The following is a 17,684-nucleotide window of genomic DNA, read 5'->3' as shown; positions in this document are numbered from 1 at the left end:
ACTCGCGCCGACACGCCGGTGCCGTGGCTTCTGTTCTGGGCTTTTCCCGTTGGCGGAAAACAACTTGCGTGCTTCGCTGGACAGCGCTCATCACAGGCCGTAATCTTCTCGTGACTTAGTGGAGTCTGTCGGTTCGTCAGAGAAGCGGCGCCACTGGGTCACCGCCGAATAGTCGTTGTCGCCAAGCGATTCGCGACGAATCGGCGGGAGAGTAGCAAGATCGGAGACTCGTCTCGGTGGGTAAACACAGCTTGCAGCGGGATTCTCGACTGCCGAATTCCGTCAAGGGTGCCCTTGTCCTGGGCGCGGTGGCCGCTACAACCGGTGCGATGCCCGCGCTGTCGCAGGCCGCCACGATCAACATTCCCGGTCTCGGTAACTTCGATCTGCCGCCAGAGCTCGAGCAGCCGGCGCAGCAGATGGAGAAGCAGCTGCAGGCGATGGTCGCCCCTCAGGGCCAGGCCGCACCGCAGCTCCCGAGCGTGAACATCGAAAACCCGTTCCAGCAGCAGCAGACTGCGGGCAACGTCGCTCTCGACGCCGCTCGTGGCAAGGTCGGCGCCCAGTACAACTGGGGTGCCGCGGGCCCGCAGAGCTTCGACTGCTCCGGCCTCGTGCAGTGGGCATACCGCCAGGCCGGTGTCGAACTGCCGCGCACCAGCTTCGAGCAGTCGCACGTCGGCGCTCCGGTCTCGTTCGACAACCTGCAGGCCGGTGACATCGTCATCACCAACGGTGGCGGCCACGTCGGTATCTACGCGGGCAACGGCCAGCTCCTCAATGCCGTGCAGTCGGGCACCCCGGTGTCCTACACCCACCTCTCCGCCGACGACGTCGTCACGGCTCGCCGTATCGTCTAGGGGTGGCCCCCGCGCAGCAGCGCTCCGAAACCCAGGCCCGGGTAGACGCCTGGACCTGGGCAGTGCGCCTGTTCAAAACACGCTCGGCCGCGGCAGAAGCCTGTCGCGCCGGGCATGTGCGCGTTAATGGGGTGACCGCGAAACCGGCGCTGACCGTTCGCCCCGGTGACGAGATCAGGGTCCGGCATGCGGGTATCGAGCGCATCGTGGTGGTCGAACGGATCATCCACAAGCGGGTCGGCCCACCGGTCGCCGCCCAGTGTCTGATCGACCGCAGCCCACCACCGCCGCCGAAGGAAGTTCTAGCGACGCTGCCGCAACGGGAGCGTGGCGCCGGTCGGCCCACAAAACGTGAACGGCGTGAGACGGATCGGCTGATGGGCCGCACCGACTGAGCCCACCGTAGACCGACGCCAGCGCCCGCTGTCGGGCCGATAGCCGGAAGGTCGCCGGATGTTGTCATGCGTTAGCGCGAGCGGAGTCTGCAGTCGAGTGGCTCGACCTGGTCCGGTGGTCGGGGTGTGGGGGATCGCCTACGGTGACAGGTATGGGTGAGCGCACGACTATGTTATCGACTGTTCTCGCCTGCTGTGTCGCTGTTGCCGCGACGGGCCCGCGGCTGCTCTGGCCGCGCGGGGCGAACAAGATTTTCCTCGACGGGCTCGAGTCCGCTGCTGTTCCGCCCGCGCACAACACGGTCGGGCTGACCGCGCTCGTGCAGGCGGATCTGTGCGCGCCGACCGCGATCGTCGCCGAGGGCGTGCGCACGCTGCGGTCAACGCAGCTGACCATGTCGAGCTTCCTGATCCGCCACCCCGACGCCACCTTCCTCGTCGACCCGGCGATCTGCGCGGGCGTGCACGAGCGGGTGCTGCCCGAACTGCCGTTCCTGGTATCGCAGCTGGTGGCTCCCGACGATCCGGTGCACCCGCTGACCGAGGTGCTGGCCGCCCACGACCTCACCGGCAACGACATCGACTTCGTGCTGCCGACCCATCTGCACTGGGATCACGTCTCCGGCCTGTACGAGCTGCCCGGCTTGGTTCCGATCCGGGTGCCCGCCGTCGAATACCACTGGGCGATGGGCGGTTCGCACGTCCCGCTCGGCGTCGCCCGCGGTCCCCTGCGCGGACGTGCCTTCGACCTCTACGAACTCGACGGCCCGCCGGTTCTCACCTTCGACCGCAGTCACGATCTCTTCGGCGACGGCTCCGTGCTGATCGTCGACCTGGCCGGTCATACGCCCGGCAGTGTCGGCGTTCTCCTCGCGGTCGACGACGGCTCCCGGGTGCTGCTCGCCGGCGACGCGGTCTGGAGCACCCTGCAAATCGACCTCCTACGCGAAAAGGCCCCGATCCCCGGCGAATTCGTCGACGCCGACCGCGACAAGGCCTTCGAGACGATCCACCGCCTGCATGCCCTGCCCGCCGAGATCGAAGTGATCCCCGGCCACGACCGCGCCGCCGTCGTGGCCAGGGCGCACTGAACCGGCGTACGGCATCCTCGAGCTCCGCCGTGGCTCCGATCGCGTCGACCCGCTAGGCGGCGAGCCCCGCGGAAACGCTGGAATACTGTGGACGCCAACCTAATTCATCGTGCGCGAGCTGACTCGAGATCCGTATCGAGGTGTCCGACATGAGCGCACCGATATAGGGAACGGCCAGTCGAATCATCCACGCCGGCAAGCGAATCGGACGCGGCGTGTGCTGGCTGCGCGCCACCTCGGTGAAGAACTCCCGCCAGGTGATCGGGTTGTCGTCGGCGATGTTGTAGGCGCGGCCGGGTATGCCGCGTTCCAGCGCGGCGACGGTCGCGGCGGCCGCGTCATCGACATGGACCCAGGTATTGACGCCACCGGAACCGAGCGGCCCGACCGGACTGTGCTTACGCATCATGTCCGCGAACAGATCGCTGAACGCGCCTGGCCCGTAGAAGAGCCCGTACCGCATCGCGATGGCCTCGACCCCGGGTGCCTCGAACGCCTGGCTCTCGCCGGTGACGCACGCGCGCACCACCTCGTCGGCCACCCCACCGTCGTACACGCCGAACCGATCGCGTTCGGTGATGAGCCGGTCACCGTGATCGTGGTACCCGTAGCCGAGGATCAGCGACTGCGTGACGAATCGCCCTGCACCCACCCGCTCCGCGGCATCGAGCAGGTTGGCCGTGCCGACCGTGCGCAGCAAGCTGGTCGGATCGTCGGCCGGAATCCGGCGCTGCACCTTCGCATTGCGCAGGGCGGTGGCCTGGTGGATCACGGCGTCGGCGCGAGTGCCCTCCACCGCGCGCAGCAGCCCGTCGCGGTCGAGTACATCGGCCGTGATCGGCACGGCACCGAGTTCGCGGACGAGCGGGTGCGCGCTCGGATCGCGGACGAGCGCCGAGACCGCGTGCCCGTTCGCGGTCAACGCGCGGATCAGAGGGCGGCCGATGGCGCCGGTGGCGCCTGCGAGCAGAACCTGCATGATCGTTCCTTCCGGCTGAGTGGGTGTTTCCCTACTTCCTGGACGGGGTGACGCCGGTGTTTGTGACGGCCTGTGATCGGCTTCACCGCACGCGGGAACGACCGTGCCGGTTGGGTGATGTCACGGCGGGTCTGCGGCGTGTCGGTGTGTATCGTGCGGCTCATGCGAGTCGACGGTCGGGATATCCCGGTCACGGGGAAACTCCTGCAACCGCTGATCCGGCGTACCAGTGACATCGTCCGGGTGGTGCTGGCGGCGCTGGGCGTTGCCATCGTGATCGCGGGCTCGCTGATCACCCGACCGGAGTGGCTGGCGCTGGAACGTTCGGTCGCCAATATCGTCGACTTCCTCAGCCAGGACCAGTCGACCATGGTCTATCTGATCTACGGATTGCTCATCCTGGCACTGCCGTTCGCCATCTTCATCGAACTCGTGCTGCGCAGGCAGTGGAAACTGCTGTTCGGGTACGGGGCGGCGGGCCTGCTCGCCGTGCTGGCCCTGTCGATCACCGGCACCGGCATCTCCACCCCGAAATGGCACCTGCCGGTCCCGGACCGGTTCGACACCTTCCTGTCGCAATTCCTCGACGACCCACGCTGGATCGCGATGCTCGCGGCCATGCTCACCGTGTCGAGTCCGTGGTTGCCGACGCGGACACGGCGCTGGATGTGGTTCCTGCTGCTGATGTTCGCACCGATTCACCTGGCGGTGAGCTCGGTGGTGCCCGCGCGGGCGATGCTCGGCCTGGTGGTCGGCTGGCTCGTCGGTGCGGTGATCGTCTGGCTGGTCGGCACGCCCGCGCTCGAGGTGCCGCTCGACGCCGCGGTCCGGGTGCTCGCGGGGCGCGGCTACACGGTGCATGCTTTCCGGGTCGATCGCCCGGCCGGACGCGGACCGCTGCTGCTCGCCACCGAGGTCGACGGGCCCGAAGACGAGATCGTCGTCGAGCTGTACGGCAAGAACCAGCGCAGCTTCGGCGCGATCCGGCAGGTGTGGCGCTGGATCACGTTCCGCTCCAGCGAAACCGCGCCGCTGCACGGATCGATGCACCGGGCGGTGGAACATCGAGCGCTGCTCGGCATCGCGATCGGGGACCTCGGTATGGCCGACAGCCACCAGGTCGCGGTGGCGGGCCTGAGTCGCGGCTGGATGCTGTACGCGCACACCATGCCTCGCGGCACGCCGATCGCCACGCTGTCGGCGCAGGTGCTGCCGGGGGTGTGGCGGTCGCTGCATCGCCTGCACGAGAACCAGATCAGCCTTGGCGATCTGCAACCCGGCTTCGTGCGAGTCAGTCAGGGCGACACGCTGTTCGGTGGTTTCGCGGCCGCTGAATTCGGGACCGCCGAGGCACAGTGCCAGACCGATATCGCCCAGCTGCTGGTGACCACCACCTCGCTCTACGGCAAACACGAGGCAGTCTCGGCCGCGATCGAGGTGCTCGGCGAGGACGTCGTCGCCCACGCGGCCCGGCGGCTGACGAAATCGGCCATGTCGATCGGCATTCGAAAGTCGGTGCCGCAGTGGACGAAAGTGATGGCCACCGCCCGCGAGGAGGTGCGCAGGCAGACCGGCCACGACCGCATCCAGTCCGAGCAGATCACCCGCTTCTCCCGCAACCAGATCATCCAGCTCGTCCTGCTGGTCGCGCTCGTCTATGTGGCCTATCCGTTCATCAGCCAGGTGCCGACGTTCTTCAGTCAGCTGCGCACGATCAACTGGTGGTGGGCGCTGGCCGGCCTCGCGGTCTCGGGGCTCACCTACATCGGTGCCGCCGCCGCGCTCGGCGCCTGCGCGGACGGGCTGATCAGGATGCGCTACCTGGTGGTGGAGCAGCTGGCCAACACCTTCGTGGCGACGACCACCCCCGCCGGTGTCGGCGGGCTGGCGCTGAGCGTGCGGTTCCTGCAGAAGGCGGGCATGTCGACGCTGCGCGCGACGGCCGCGGTGGCGATGCAGCAGTCGATGCAGGTGCTCACCCACCTGGTGCTGCTCGTGGTGTTCAGCGTGGTGGCGGGCACGTCGACCAACCTGGCACACATCGTGCCCGACGCGACCGTGCTGTACCTGATCGCCGGTGTCGGCGTCGGACTGATCGGCGCGTTCATGTTCGTGCCGACGTTGCGGCGCTGGGTGAATCATTCGATCCGCCCGCAGGTCACGGAAGTGCTTGGCGAACTCGTCGACCTCGCCAAGGACCCGAAGCGATTCCTGGTGATCGTCGGCGGCTGCGGCGCGATCACGCTCGGGCAGGCGCTGGCGTTGTGGACGAGTGTCGAAGCCTTCGGTGGCGGAACGGATTTCGTGGCCGTCACCATCGTCACGATGATCGGCGGCACGCTGGCTTCGGCCGCGCCGACACCCGGTGGCGTCGGCGCGGTCGAAGCGGCGCTGATCGGTGGTCTCGCGGCCTTCGGCGTCCCGGCCGAGATCGCGGTCCCCGCGGTACTGCTCTACCGCGTCCTGACCTGCTGGATCCCCGTCGGTTTGGGCTGGCCCGTCATGCGCTGGCTGGACAAGAAGGACATGATCTAGCTCGCGCGCACCGCGATCACGGCGACCGCGCTCGCGGCGAGCCGGGCGGTTCTCACCATTTTCCCCAAGATGTTTAGCTGCCCCGTTGCGTGCGTATTCAATCACGGTGTCGCGCAATGCTGTCTGATCCAGATGCGCGGGCTTCTCGGGGATTTCCGCCGGTCGACCTCGGGCGTGCCTCGGCGTCCGCTGAATTGCCGATTACTTGCCGAAGAGGCTGTTCGGTCGGTTCCAGGCAGTGAACGGCTGTGTGACGTGAACCGGCCCACAGCACCGCTGGTGCGTGCGGGTGTCGGCCCCACCACCTAAACTGTCTGGGACGTAGCCGGTTCATGACCGAGAGGTGTTGTTTCGATGGGATCCCGGACGGTGGTCGCCGACGTCGCCGATGAGTTGGCACGCCGGGTAGCCACCGGCGAGTACCGGCCCGGCGAGCTGATGCCATCGGTACGCCAGGTCGCCGACGAGTTCGGGATGAACCGCGCCACCGCCCAGCTCATCCTGGGCAGACTCGAGTCCTACGGATTCGTCGAGGCCAGGCGGGGCAAGGGCTTCACCATCCGCGATGTCCGGGTCGAGGGCGGCATGGACGTCTACCGGCACCTGTTCCGGTTCTCGATCACCGCGCCCGCTGTCGCCGCCGAGATGTTCACCGACATCGTCGAGGTGGAGCGCGGCATCGTCGGCGAGGCGCTGCTCGCCTACACCGCGGGGGAGAAGGTACTCGACTCGGCCGAGCTCGCCGCCGCCGTCGACGAACTCGAGGCGATGGCCCGCGACGCCGTGCCCGATCACGCGCGCATCATCGCCGCCGAGATCGCACTGGTACGCAAGCTGCTCGGCGTGCTCGAGATGAGTATGCAACGCGCGGTACTGAATTCGATCGCCGATATGGTCGTCGAGGTGCCGGAGGCGGTCGACGCCTACTTCGCCGTCGCGCCCGATCTGCACGTGCTCGTCTGGCGGGCGTTGCTCGCGGTGTGGGACGCCGAATCCGCGCCGAGCGAGGCCCAGCTAGCGCTGTTCGGGGATCTGTTCGCGCTGTACCACGAGAAGGTGATCGCGCGCTTCGGTCAACTCGTCGGCGAGACGCCCATCCACACCGTGCCACTCAGCTCTGCCATCTGAAACTGACCAGCGGCCAGAACCGGCTAGCTGTCTGAGTCGGATTTCTCGGCGCGCGTCGCATGGTGCCACGGCAGATGACGTGGCACCACCGTGTCGATGATCGTGCTGACCCGCGGAGTGTGCGCGGTCGCGAGGCCCGATCCGACCATCACACCCAGCGCGATCGACATCACTGAGAGCAGTGCCGATACCAGCACCTCGAGCCCGCCGCTCGCCACCCCCGAGAGGGAGTGTGTGACCAGGTCGGAGATCCCGGTGAGGCTGATGCCGCCGGGCACCAGCATCCAGAACGCGGGCAGGAACGCCACCTGCGTCGGCGGCGCGTGTTTGCGGCCCTGGATCAGATACGCCGCGTTCACGGCGACGATGCCACCGAAGAACGCGCCCGTCAGCGGGCCGGACACATGCTTGCCGAACAGCTGGGCCGCGAAGGTGATGTAGAGGACCAGCAGCAGCCAGCCCACCGTGTTCTGCGGCGCGCTCGACCGCCATGAATGCCCGTACCCGATCAGCAGCACCCCGAGTATCGGTGCCCACCAACCCAATTGGGCACTACTCACCGGTGGGTCGGACAGCGGCCCGAGCAGACTGATCCCCACATAGGAACCCAGCGCGAGCAGGAACAGCATGTTGATGCCGTAGACGACCCGGCTGGCACCGGCCACCATCGACCCGGTCGCCAGTTCGATGGTGCCGTTGGTGAGCATCGCGCCGGGTAGCAGCGTCGCGACCGCGGGAATCAGCAATTGCTGCGGCTGCCCACCGGCGAGCGCTCCGGGAAAGCCGTACGCCAGCAGCGCCACCACCGCCGAGGCGACCACCGGCAACGCCATCGACAGCAGCTTCACCTTGTCGGCGAGCTGGGTGAGGGCGCCGACGACCAGACCGAGCACCACATAGCCGACCAGCGCCCGCGCGCCCGGGTTGAGCATCATGCCGATGCCGACGGTCAGCACGACCTGTCCGAGCAGGATCAGCCACGGCGGACTGCCGGGTTTCTGGGTCAGGATTGTGTCGAGGTCGTCGGACGCCTGGCTCGGCGGCGGCGCATCCTGCTCGATCCGGTCGATGAGCCGGTAGAGGCCGTCGATCTGGTCCAGTGGCAGGGTGCCGACACGCGCGTCGAGCATGTCGATAAAGGAGGTGTTGTCGGTGCGGACCCGGACGAACACGGCGGTGGGCAGCACCATGAAGTGGATATTGTCGGTGCCGTAGCGCCTCGACAGCTTGTCGAGCAGGGTCTGCACCCGCGCGGACGTCTCGCCGGCGCCGACCAGCGCCACCCCGAGCCGGCACAGCAGATTCAGCAGATCGGCGGGTACCGGCGGGTCGACGGGCGGTGTGTGCTCGGTGGACCGGGGCGGACTCTTGCCGTACTCCGCGCGCATCTTGGCGATGGCGTGGGTGACTCGGTACCTGGTGACCCGCCAGGTCTTGCTCGCGCGTTCCTCCGAAGCCATGTCACCGCCGTCCGCAACCGTTGGGCAATGCCGCGGGACGGTGTGTTGTACACCGCCCCGCAGGTCAGATACGCCGAGTGTAGTGGCTCCTCCGCACAATCAAATGGACCGAGCAACCAGCTCAGCTGTTGAGCTTGGTGAGGCGGTCGGAGGCGGTGACGTACTCCTCGACCAGACGGTTGACCACGTCGGCGCTGCGTTCGACCTTGTTCATCATGCCGACCACCTGGCCGACCGGGTTGAAGTTCACGTCCTTGGCGGCCTCCGGGTAGCGGTGTCCGCGCTTGACGCCGTCGAGGGCCACCATCATCTGCAGCGGCATCGGCAGCGGGTCGGGGGTCTCGGTGGACTCCCAGGCGTCGGTCCAGTCGTTGCGCAGCATGCGGCACGGCTTGCCGGTCCAGGACCGCGAGCGGATGGTGTCGTGGCTGGTCGCCTCGAGGTAGGTGTCCATCTGGGCGGGCGGCACATTGGCCTCCTCGACGGTGAGCCACAGCGAGCCGGTCCACGCGCCCGCCGCGCCCATCGCCAGCGCGGCCGCGACCTGCGCGCCGTTGCCGATACCACCGGCGGCCAGCACCGGCGTATCGCCGATCGCGTCGATCACCTGCGGCCACAGCACCAGCGAGGACACCTCGCCGCAGTGCCCGCCACCCTCGGTGCCCTGGCACACCACGAAGTCCAGGCCCGCCGCCTTGTGGTTCATCGCGTGCTTGACCGAACCGCACAGCGCGCCGATCACCCGGCCGGAATCCTGGATGCGCTTGACGACATCCTCGGGTGGGGTACCGAGCGCGTTGGCGACGAGCTTGGCTTTGGGGTGGTTCAGGATCACGTCGACCTGCGGGCCCGCGGTGGTGGCGGTCCAGCCGAGCAGCTCGTTGTGGTGCTCACCGTCGGGCAGCGCCGGCACGTTGTGGTCGGTGAGGATCTGCTGGGCGAAGTCGCGATGGCCCTGCGGAACCATCTGCGCCAGTTGCTTTTCCAGCTGTTCGGGGGTGAGCCCGTCTACGCCCTTGCCCTCGTATTTCGACGGGATCACCAGGTCGACGCCGTAGATCCCGGTGACGTGTTCGTCGAGCCAGGCCAGCTCCACCTCGAGCTGTTCGGCGGTGAAGCCGACCGCGCCGAGTACCCCCAATCCGCCCGCGTTGCTCACTGCCGCCACGACATCGCGGCAGTGGGTGAAGGCGAAGATGGGGAACTCGATGCCGAGCTGTTCGCAGAATTCGGTACGCATACCGAACTGTAACACGTTCTAGTTTGATCGAAAATGCTCAGAGGAAACTTGTACGGCAGTTCGTCCAGGCCTGCCGAGATCAATCCTGGACGAGATTGCCGTCCAATTTCTACAAGGCGGCGTCCTCCAGCGCGGCCAGCGAATCCTCGAGGTGATCGAGCAGTCGATGCAGGTCGGGCAGTGTGCGGCGGCAGCCGACCAGCCCGAAATCGAGGCTGTCGCCACTGGAGGTGAGCGTGATGTTCACCGCCTGCCCGTCGAGCGGGATAGACAGCGGATAGGTGGCATCGAGGCGCGAGCCGTTCCAGTACAGCGGCTCCCGCGCACCGGGCACATTCGAGATGACGATATTGAACGGCGGCGTCGCCACCGTGGCGAATCCCGGCAGCAGCATCGCCGCCATCGGACTCAGCATCACCCCGGCCATGGCGAGGGTCTGCGTCGGCGTGAGCGAGCGGTACACCTCTTTGTTCCGGCGCGTCGAATCACTCACCACTCGAAGGCGTTCCAGCGGATCGGCGACATCGGTACCCAGGTTGCACAGCAGCGCGGCGATTTTCACACCCTGGGTGTCGACATCGTCTTCCTCGCGCAACGACATCGGCACCAGCGCGATCATCGGCTTGTCCGGTAAAGCGTTGTGCTCCAGCAGATAAGCCCGCAGCGCCCCCGCCGACATCGCCAGCACCACATCGTTGACGGTGGCGCCCGTCGCCTTCTTCACCTGCTTGATCCGATCCATCGACCAGCTGCGCACCGCGCACTTGCGGGCACCACCGATCGGCACGTTGAACGGCGTGCGCGGGGCCTCGAACGGCAGGGTGAGCTGCTGCTGCAGCAGGCCGGTGCGGGCCGCCTTGATCAGTGCGGTGGTCGACGTACGTGCCGAGGTGACGGTGTCGATCAGCCCGCCGAGCCGGGACTTGCCGGGGCGTGCCGGGCCGAGTTTGCGCGGCAGATTCCACGGCCGCATCAGCTCGGTCGAGAAGGGGTCGGTGGTCAGCGTGCGGCGCATGAGGCGCTGGGCCGAGACGCCGTCGACCAGGGCGTGATGCATCTTCGAATAGAGGGCGAAACGGCCGTCGGCCATGCCCTCGACGAAATGCAGCTCCCACATCGGGCGGTGCCGGTCGAGCAACGCGCTGTGCAGGGTCGACGCGTGGTCGAGCAGCTGGCCGAGATTGCCCGGTCCGGGCAGGGCGCTGCGCTGGACGTGATAGTCCAGGTCGACGTCGTCGTCCTGGGTCCAGGCCATCTGCGGTGCGCCCAGCCAGGTGGCGGGTCGCTTGCTGAAGGTGGGCCGAACGGTCTTGTCGGCCAACAAGGTGTCGCGGAACTCGCGCAGGTATTCGGGGCCGGCGTCTTCCGGCGGTTCGAACAACTGCAGTGAGCCCACGTGCATCGGGTGTTCACGAGATTCGGCGAGCAAGAACAGCGCATCCAACGGCGCGATGAGATCCATGACAGATCGCCCCCTGACGAGAGTGGATCGTGAGTGTTTTCGATGGATCGACCACGCTGTCGGGTACGGCACCCCTGCGTGCCGTATTCCCAAGTTACCCGCCTGTCGCGGGCCGCGTCACATGAACGGTCGGACCATGACCCACGTCATGGTGTTCGCCGGATGTTCGCGTCGATCAGACACGGCGGCCTGTTCTTCGTGCTGCGGTCAGACTTTGACGGTCTGGGCTTCGCGCGGGTCGACGGCGTCGCGCGGATCGTCTTCCTGCGGTGCCTCGTTCACGTGCTGCACCTCGGCGGACTGCTGCGGCTCGGCGGACTGCTGGGTCTGAGCGGACTGCTGGGGCTCGGCTGACGGCTGCTGCTGGGCCACTTGCTGCGGCTCGGTGGACTGCTGAGGTTCGGCCGACTCCTGGGCCTGAACAGGTTCGGAGGTGACTTCCTCGAATTCGACTTCTTCCGAACGAGTTTCGGCCACCATCGGCTGCGGCACCGGAACAGGATCTACACCGACGCCTTTCGAGGCGATCTCGATCCCGAGTTCGATCCGCGTCGTCTCGACCAGCGCCCGCTCCTGCTCGGCCGCGTGGCGCATCGCCTTCTGCCACAGCGACGCCATCTCCTCCAGCTCCTCGACGGTGGCCTCCACGTCGATGTGCAGCTTCAGCCGCTGCATCGTGATGTGCTGGGCGGCCGTGAGCGTGCGAAGCAGGTCTTCGCACTTGTTGGGAATCCGGCGATGCGCCACCACCCGCAGGCGAGTCAGCATGCCGCCGGGGCGATCCCAGATGACCTTGTGGATCTGCGCGCTGACGCTGTCGATCTCGTCGGCGGTGACCAGATCCCATTCACCGCAGGTGGTGAGATCGGCGCGCACCGAGGCCGAGGTCTCCAGGATCGAGGCGACCGCGGCGAGCACCGCCTCGCGGCGCCACGCCTCGTGATCGCGCTGGTCGCCCACCATATTCGACAGCTCGACATTGCGCTGCGCGGCGTCGAGAGCCTGCCTGCCGCGCTCGTCCGCGGCCGCGATTCCTTCACGGTGGGTTCGGTTGTTGGCGATGACGCCGACCAGAACTGCGCCGGCGACGGGGAGCGAGCCGAGGAGTGGGAGCCACTGAGTCACCCAGCGATCATTGCACCGGTGTCCGCAACAGTCACCATGATCGGCGCGTTGGTATCGATGTCGCGTGTCAGCTCGGGGCCGGAACCCGGTGCAGAAAACCGACGAGTGGTGCCAGTTCCGGGATCTGTTCGGCGTCGGCGAGCGCTTTTTCGAGGGCTCGATCGTGGGTCGGTTTCGCCGTCTCGTAGGCGGCGCGGCCGGTGTCGGTGAGCTCGGTGTAGATGCCGCGGCGATCGTCGGCGCACAAAACGCGCACCAGGAAGGCGCGGTCTTCGAGTCGATTGACCAGTCGGGTGGTCGCGCTCGCCGACAGTGCGGCGGCGCGGGCCAGCTGGGAGATCCGCATGTGCCAACCGTCCTGGCGGGCCAGCGCGTCGAGCACGGTGAACTCGACGATCGACAGTTCGTGTGCGCGCACCAGTTCGCGTTCGAGCGCGGTCTCGATGTGCCCGTGCAGCGCGGCCAGGGTGCGCCAGCCGGTCGCCCGCACCTCGACGGCGTCATCAGCAATACCCATGTGACGAGTATAGCTGGCGGTTGCAATATAGCGCGTGTGCAATTAACGTCGGATAGCGTTAGTTGCACACGCGGGTAATCGGCCTCTGAAGGAAGAAGCGCTCACATGCCACTCGGTCTCATCGCTCTCGCGCTCGGGGGCTTCGGCATTGGACTCACCGAATTCGTCATCGCGGGACTGCTCTCCCCGGTGGCTGCCGACCTCGGCGTCTCCGTGCCCACCGCCGGCTACCTGATCTCCGGGTACGCCCTGGCCGTCGTCGTCGGTGCGCTCGCCCTGACTCCGCTCGTCAACCGCTGGCCGCCCAAGCGTGCGTTGCAGCTGCTCATGGTGCTGTTCACCGTCGGCAACGCGGCCTCGGCGCTGGCTCCCGGCTATGCCGCGCTGCTCGGCGGGCGGGTGCTCGCGGCGCTCGCGCACGGTGCGTTCTTCGGCATCGGGGCCGTGCTCGCGTCCTCGCTCGTCGCGCCGGAGAAGAAGGCCGGCGCGATTTCGATCATGTTCGGCGGGCTCACCATCGCGAATGTGCTCGGCGTTCCGCTCGGGACCTTCATCGGCCAGCAGTGGGGCTGGCGGGCCACGTTCGTGGTGATCACCGTCGTCGGGCTGGCCGCGCTGGCAGGCATCACCGCGCTGGTCCCCGACGCGCCGGCCGCCCGCGAACGCCCGAACCTGCGGGCCGAGCTGTCGGTCTTCCGCAACACCCAGGTCTGGTACTCGCTGATGATGACCGTGCTGGTGTTCGGTGGCATGTTCGGCGCGTTCATGTACATCGAGCCGCTGCTCACCCGCGTCACCGGCTTCTCCGAAGCCATGGTGCCCTGGCTGCTGGTGCTGTTCGGCGTCGGCCTGTTCTTCGGCAATCTGCTCGGCGGCCGCTGGGCCGACCGCGCCCTCACCCGCACCCTGCTCGCCCTGACGCTCGCCCTCGCGCTCTCCCTGGCGGCGTTCGCGCTGCTCGCCGACTACAAGATCGCGGCGCTGCTGCTCCTGCCCGCCATGGGCTTCTTCGGGTTCGGCGCGACCCCGGGCCTGCAGATGCGGGTGCTCGACAATGCCGGTACCGCACCGACTCTCGCGTCGTCGGCCAACATCGCGGCCTTCAACGTCGGCAATTTCCTCGGCGTGTGGCTGTCCGGACTCGCGATCAGCGCCGGGTTCGGCTGGGTGTCGCCGCTGTGGGTCGGCATGGGATTCGCGGTGACCGGTCTGGTGGTGCTGATCGCGGCTACGCGCGGCGAGCGCGCTCTCGAGCCTGCCGTACCGGAACCTGTCGCGGTCTAGATTCAGACGGCTCGCCCGGCCGACGAGCGGCGTAATCGCGCACTTCGCGTGCGGTTCTCGGCGCGGCAGCGGTTGCCGGGCGGGCACGGGCCTACCGTGGAGGTATGCGGACCCACAGGCCGTCCACCTCGCTGCCGCGTCGGATCGGCCGGTGGGTGATTCGCGGCGTGGTGGTCGGGGTGACGGCGGTGCTGCTCGCGGGGGCGATCTTCGGGATCGGGACCTGGTGGTGGACGCGGACCGATGACGCCGAGGCCGTGATGACAACCACCGGTCCCTACACCGCCGATCTCGACTCACTTCGTAGCCATCCGCTGCCCACCTGGTTCCAGGACGCCGCCTTCGGGATCATGGTGCACTGGGGTCCCTATTCCGTCCCGGGTTTCGCGCCCAAGGGCCGCACCTTCGTGCAGATGCTCCAGGACGACTACGACCACGCCATGACCCGCGGTCCTTATGCCGAGGACTACGCCAACCAGATCAAGGACCCCGGCTCGCCGGCGGCCGCCTTCCACCGCGAAACCTACGGCGACGCCACCTATGCCGATATCGCCGACCGCTTCGAAACCGAACTCGCCGACTGGAACCCGCGGGCCTGGGCCGACCAATTCCGCGCGGCCGGCGCCTCCTATGTGGTGTTCACCGCCAAATACGCTGACGGATACAGCCTGTGGCCATCGAGTGTGCCCAATCCGCACGCACCAGACTTCCATTCCGAGCGCGACCTCGTCGGTGAACTGGCCGCCGCCGTTCGCGCTCGTGGCATGAAGTTCGGGCTCTATTACTCCGGTGGCGTCGACTGGACCTTCCAGCCCGCGCCGGTCTACACCCTCGGCGACTACGCCTACCTGCCGTACGGACGCGACTACGCCGATTACGCGGAAGCCCAAGTGCGCGAACTGATTCAGCGCTACCGGCCCGACATCCTCTGGAACGACATCGCCTGGCCCACCGGGCAGCAGCGACTCAACGCACTGTTCGCCGATTACTACAACACGGTGCCCGAAGGCGTGGTCGACGACCGCTGGACCACCGCTTCGTACACCCGCCAGGTCATGGGCGCGGCCCCGTTGCGCGGCGGTTTCGACCTCTTCATGAAAGCGGTCATCGACCAGCCCGGTGTGGCAGACCAGGCCAGTAGGCCACCATCGGTGCCGCACAGCGACTTTCGCACGCCCGAGTACGAGGGATACGACACGATCCAGGAGAAGTTCTGGCAGCAGGACCGCGGGATCGGCGGTTCCTTCGGCTACAACCGGCAGGAAACCGACGCCGACTACGCATCGGTGGAAAGTCTGCTCGGTGACCTGATGCAGGCGGCCGCCAACAACGGGACGTTCCTGCTCAATGTCGGGCCGAGTGGTGGTGCGGGAGAAATCGTTGTCCCGCAGCGGAATCGGATCGAGTCGGTGGGTTCGTGGTTGACGATGAATCGTGAGGCTGTCGACGGTACGCGGCCGTGGCGGATGTCCTCGGCTGTCACCCAGGACGGCACCCGAGTCCTGTTCACCCGCCGCGGCACCGATCTCTACCTCACGGTGCTCGGGCGTCCCAGCGCTCCGATCACCGTGAAAGCTGTCGAGCTGCGAGGTACGGGGTCGCTGCTGGGTTCTTCCGGCGCCTTCACGGTCGAATCAGGTGCCGGGGAGACCGTGATCAGCGCACCGTTCGACGGACGGTACGCGCCGGTCATCAAGATCACCGGAGCGGCGTAGCGCCCACCGCGGGAGCCGGATATAGCGCGAATCCCCGGCGGGGCGGTTGCCTCACCGGGGATTTCGCGGTTGGTGACTAGTTGGCCGACGGGGTGGTCGTCGGGGCAACAGTGGTGGTCGGCGCGACCGTCGTGGTGGGAGCCACGGTGGTGGTCGGCGCGACCGTGGTGGTCGGCGCCACGGTCGTGGTCGGTTCGACCGTGGTGGTCGGCGCGGGGGCGACCGCCTGGTTGGTTGCCGGCTCCGGCGTGGTGGTCGGCGGGACCACCGTGGTGGACGGGGTCGTGGTGGGTGCCTTCGACGTGGTGGTCGACTTGGCGCTGGTCGTGGTCGACTTCTTCGACGTGGTCGGCGGCGCGGTGGTCGTCGTCGCGGGCTTGGTCGGAGCCGCCAGTGCGGCCGTCACCGCGGCGTCATCCGGCGCGGCCTTGGTATCGACGGTCTCGCCGGCCTGCGCCTGCTTGGCCAGGCTGGTCAGCCAGGCCGCCGCGTACTCCGCCGAGGTCAGCGGCTTGCCGTTGGCGGCATCGGAGTCACGCCAGTAGTCGAAGTGGTGACCGGTGCCGTTCGGGCCGAGGGTGAGCTGGTACGGATCGTTCATCAGCACCGGGATCGTGTTCTGGTTCGTCACGATCAGCCCGACGATCTCGTTGAAGATCTTCTGCGGCAGGTACGCCAGCCCGGAGACCTGCTCCGCGGCGATCGCGTCGGCGTTGACCGGCGCGGCGGTCTGGCCCGGCTTGTAGTCCGGGTCGGAGACCTTCAGCAGCACGTCGAGGAAGGTCTCGTCGCTGGCCATCCAGTTCGGGTTCGACCCGATATCGGCGAACGCGGCCATCGCGATCCGGCCCAGCGTGAAGGCCATGTCCTGGCCCATCGCCGGTGTGATGCCCGCGACGCCGTTGCGCCCGAGGTCGGCGCGTTCCAGCTCGTCGATGTTGATCTGGCGACCGACATTCGCGGCCAGCTGCAGCAGCGAGATGTTCTCCGGCGCCGCGCAGGTGAGGTCGCCTTCGGAACAGAACGAGGCGATCTTGCCGTTGAGCGCGCCGAAATCGGTGCCCGTGGTGATGCCCTGACCCGAGATCGGCTTGCCGCCGTTGGAGTAGTTCTGGTCGAAGTTGTCCGGGCGGTTGGGGTCCTGGGCGCCGAGGAAGGTGCCGTCACCGGCCTTTCGACCTGGGTCGGCGAACATCACCACGCCCAGCACATCGTCCGGGTTCACCGTCGCGTAGCCGTCGGCGGGGTTGTCGTTGCCGATGCCCTCGGCCACGCGACGCACCACATCGGCGCCCTCGCTGTAGCCCACGATGGAGAACTTGGTGTCCGGGCAGGCCGCCGAGATCTCGCGCATCACCTGCTGGGTGTTCGCCACTCCCGCGTTGACCGCGTCCTCATAGGTACCCATATCGGCCGGGTAGGCGATGTACACCGCGGCGTACTCACCCTCGGCGAGGTCGTCGCGGGGTGCGTTCACCACCGGATCGACCCACACGCTGCTGTGATCGCCCGACAGCGCGGCGGGCAGCGGATTGCCGTTGGCGTCGAGCAGCATCGCCGTCGTGCCTTCGACCGGGGTGTCGTTGCGCCCTGCCACCGAGATGGTCACCATCTCGCGGCACTCGGTCACCGAGGTCGTCAGGGTGTACGAGGGCGACTCGGGCTGTGACGTCACCGCGAACGACGCGGCGACAATCGCCGCAACCCCCAACGCCGCAGGCGCGGCAACAGCCGAAGCGATGCGATGTTTCGCAAGAAACTCACGCAGATTCATATGTGATCCCGTTCGAATGACCTACAGGTGGGCAGGCCCCCCGACGGGCCGCATGTCACGAACAATGTCGTGCCCACCAGCAAGATCGTTACTACCGCGAACAGGAACCCTCGCCCCCA

At 67.4% G+C, this 17,684-nt stretch carries 14 protein-coding genes; 7 read left to right on the top strand and 7 right to left on the bottom strand.

Going from position 1 to position 17,684, the window contains the following annotated elements; all coding sequences use genetic code 11:
* Positions 1 to 299: 299 nt before the first annotated feature.
* The 3 genes from ACWZHB_RS27980 to ACWZHB_RS27970 all read left to right on the top strand — a co-directional run bounded on the left by ACWZHB_RS27980 (position 300) and on the right by ACWZHB_RS27970 (position 2,346).
* On the top strand, positions 300 to 860 hold the full coding sequence (locus ACWZHB_RS27980) for a C40 family peptidase (protein WP_427909322.1): 561 nt from the start codon (positions 300 to 302) through the stop codon (positions 858 to 860).
* A 2-nt stretch (positions 861 to 862) separates the two neighbouring features.
* Positions 863 to 1,255, top strand: a complete 393-nt coding sequence (locus tag ACWZHB_RS27975) for an RNA-binding S4 domain-containing protein (protein ID WP_427904762.1) — start codon at positions 863 to 865, stop codon at positions 1,253 to 1,255.
* Between the two features lie 152 nt (positions 1,256 to 1,407).
* The gene (locus ACWZHB_RS27970) at positions 1,408 to 2,346 is read left to right on the top strand and encodes an MBL fold metallo-hydrolase (protein WP_427904761.1); all 939 of its coding nucleotides are present in this window, start codon (positions 1,408 to 1,410) and stop codon (positions 2,344 to 2,346) included.
* A 52-nt stretch (positions 2,347 to 2,398) separates the two neighbouring features.
* On the opposite strand, the gene ACWZHB_RS27965 is transcribed toward ACWZHB_RS27970, so the two are convergent.
* The gene (locus ACWZHB_RS27965) at positions 2,399 to 3,325 is read right to left on the bottom strand and encodes an NAD-dependent epimerase/dehydratase family protein (RefSeq protein ID WP_427904760.1); all 927 of its coding nucleotides are present in this window, start codon (positions 3,323 to 3,325) and stop codon (positions 2,399 to 2,401) included.
* A gap of 162 nt (positions 3,326 to 3,487) precedes the next feature.
* Here ACWZHB_RS27965 and ACWZHB_RS27960 point away from each other — a divergent pair, with 162 nt between their 5' ends.
* Entirely contained in the window at positions 3,488 to 5,860 is a 2,373-nt protein-coding gene (locus ACWZHB_RS27960) for a lysylphosphatidylglycerol synthase domain-containing protein (protein WP_427904759.1), read from the top strand.
* 354 nt (positions 5,861 to 6,214) lie between these two features.
* A complete protein-coding gene (locus ACWZHB_RS27955; protein ID WP_427904758.1) occupies positions 6,215 to 6,988 on the top strand; it encodes a GntR family transcriptional regulator in 774 nt (257 codons plus the stop codon).
* Positions 6,989 to 7,011: 23 nt separating this feature from the next.
* Here ACWZHB_RS27955 and ACWZHB_RS27950 read toward each other — a convergent pair whose 3' ends face one another.
* The 5 genes from ACWZHB_RS27950 to ACWZHB_RS27930 all read right to left on the bottom strand — a co-directional run bounded on the left by ACWZHB_RS27950 (position 7,012) and on the right by ACWZHB_RS27930 (position 12,792).
* Positions 7,012 to 8,448, bottom strand: coding sequence for a threonine/serine exporter family protein (locus ACWZHB_RS27950; RefSeq protein WP_427904757.1), 1,437 nt, complete (start codon positions 8,446 to 8,448; stop codon positions 7,012 to 7,014).
* Positions 8,449 to 8,569: 121 nt separating this feature from the next.
* Positions 8,570 to 9,688 (bottom strand): NAD(P)H-dependent flavin oxidoreductase, encoded by a 1,119-nt coding sequence (locus ACWZHB_RS27945; RefSeq protein WP_427904756.1) that lies wholly within the window; start codon positions 9,686 to 9,688, stop codon positions 8,570 to 8,572.
* 109 nt (positions 9,689 to 9,797) lie between these two features.
* Positions 9,798 to 11,150: a WS/DGAT/MGAT family O-acyltransferase gene (locus ACWZHB_RS27940; RefSeq protein WP_427904755.1), complete on the bottom strand. Its 1,353-nt coding sequence runs from the start codon at positions 11,148 to 11,150 to the stop codon at positions 9,798 to 9,800.
* 207 nt (positions 11,151 to 11,357) lie between these two features.
* Positions 11,358 to 12,275, bottom strand: coding sequence for a hypothetical protein (locus ACWZHB_RS27935; protein WP_427904754.1), 918 nt, complete (start codon positions 12,273 to 12,275; stop codon positions 11,358 to 11,360).
* 67 nt (positions 12,276 to 12,342) lie between these two features.
* Complete coding sequence (locus ACWZHB_RS27930) at positions 12,343 to 12,792, bottom strand: MarR family winged helix-turn-helix transcriptional regulator (protein WP_427904753.1); 450 nt, start codon at positions 12,790 to 12,792, stop codon at positions 12,343 to 12,345.
* A gap of 105 nt (positions 12,793 to 12,897) precedes the next feature.
* Here ACWZHB_RS27930 and ACWZHB_RS27925 point away from each other — a divergent pair, with 105 nt between their 5' ends.
* Positions 12,898 to 14,076 (top strand): MFS transporter, encoded by a 1,179-nt coding sequence (locus ACWZHB_RS27925; protein WP_427904752.1) that lies wholly within the window; start codon positions 12,898 to 12,900, stop codon positions 14,074 to 14,076.
* 104 nt (positions 14,077 to 14,180) lie between these two features.
* On the top strand, positions 14,181 to 15,791 hold the full coding sequence (locus ACWZHB_RS27920; RefSeq protein WP_427904751.1) for an alpha-L-fucosidase: 1,611 nt from the start codon (positions 14,181 to 14,183) through the stop codon (positions 15,789 to 15,791).
* Between the two features lie 76 nt (positions 15,792 to 15,867).
* On the opposite strand, the gene ACWZHB_RS27915 is transcribed toward ACWZHB_RS27920, so the two are convergent.
* A complete protein-coding gene (locus tag ACWZHB_RS27915) occupies positions 15,868 to 17,565 on the bottom strand; it encodes a cutinase family protein (RefSeq protein ID WP_427904750.1) in 1,698 nt (565 codons plus the stop codon).
* Between the last annotated feature and the right edge of the window lie 119 nt (positions 17,566 to 17,684).

The sequence above is a fragment of the Nocardia sp. FBN12 genome (assembly GCF_054031145.1).
The sequence above is the reverse complement of the archived record's forward strand: the minus strand, read 5'-3'. Positions and strand labels throughout refer to the sequence as shown.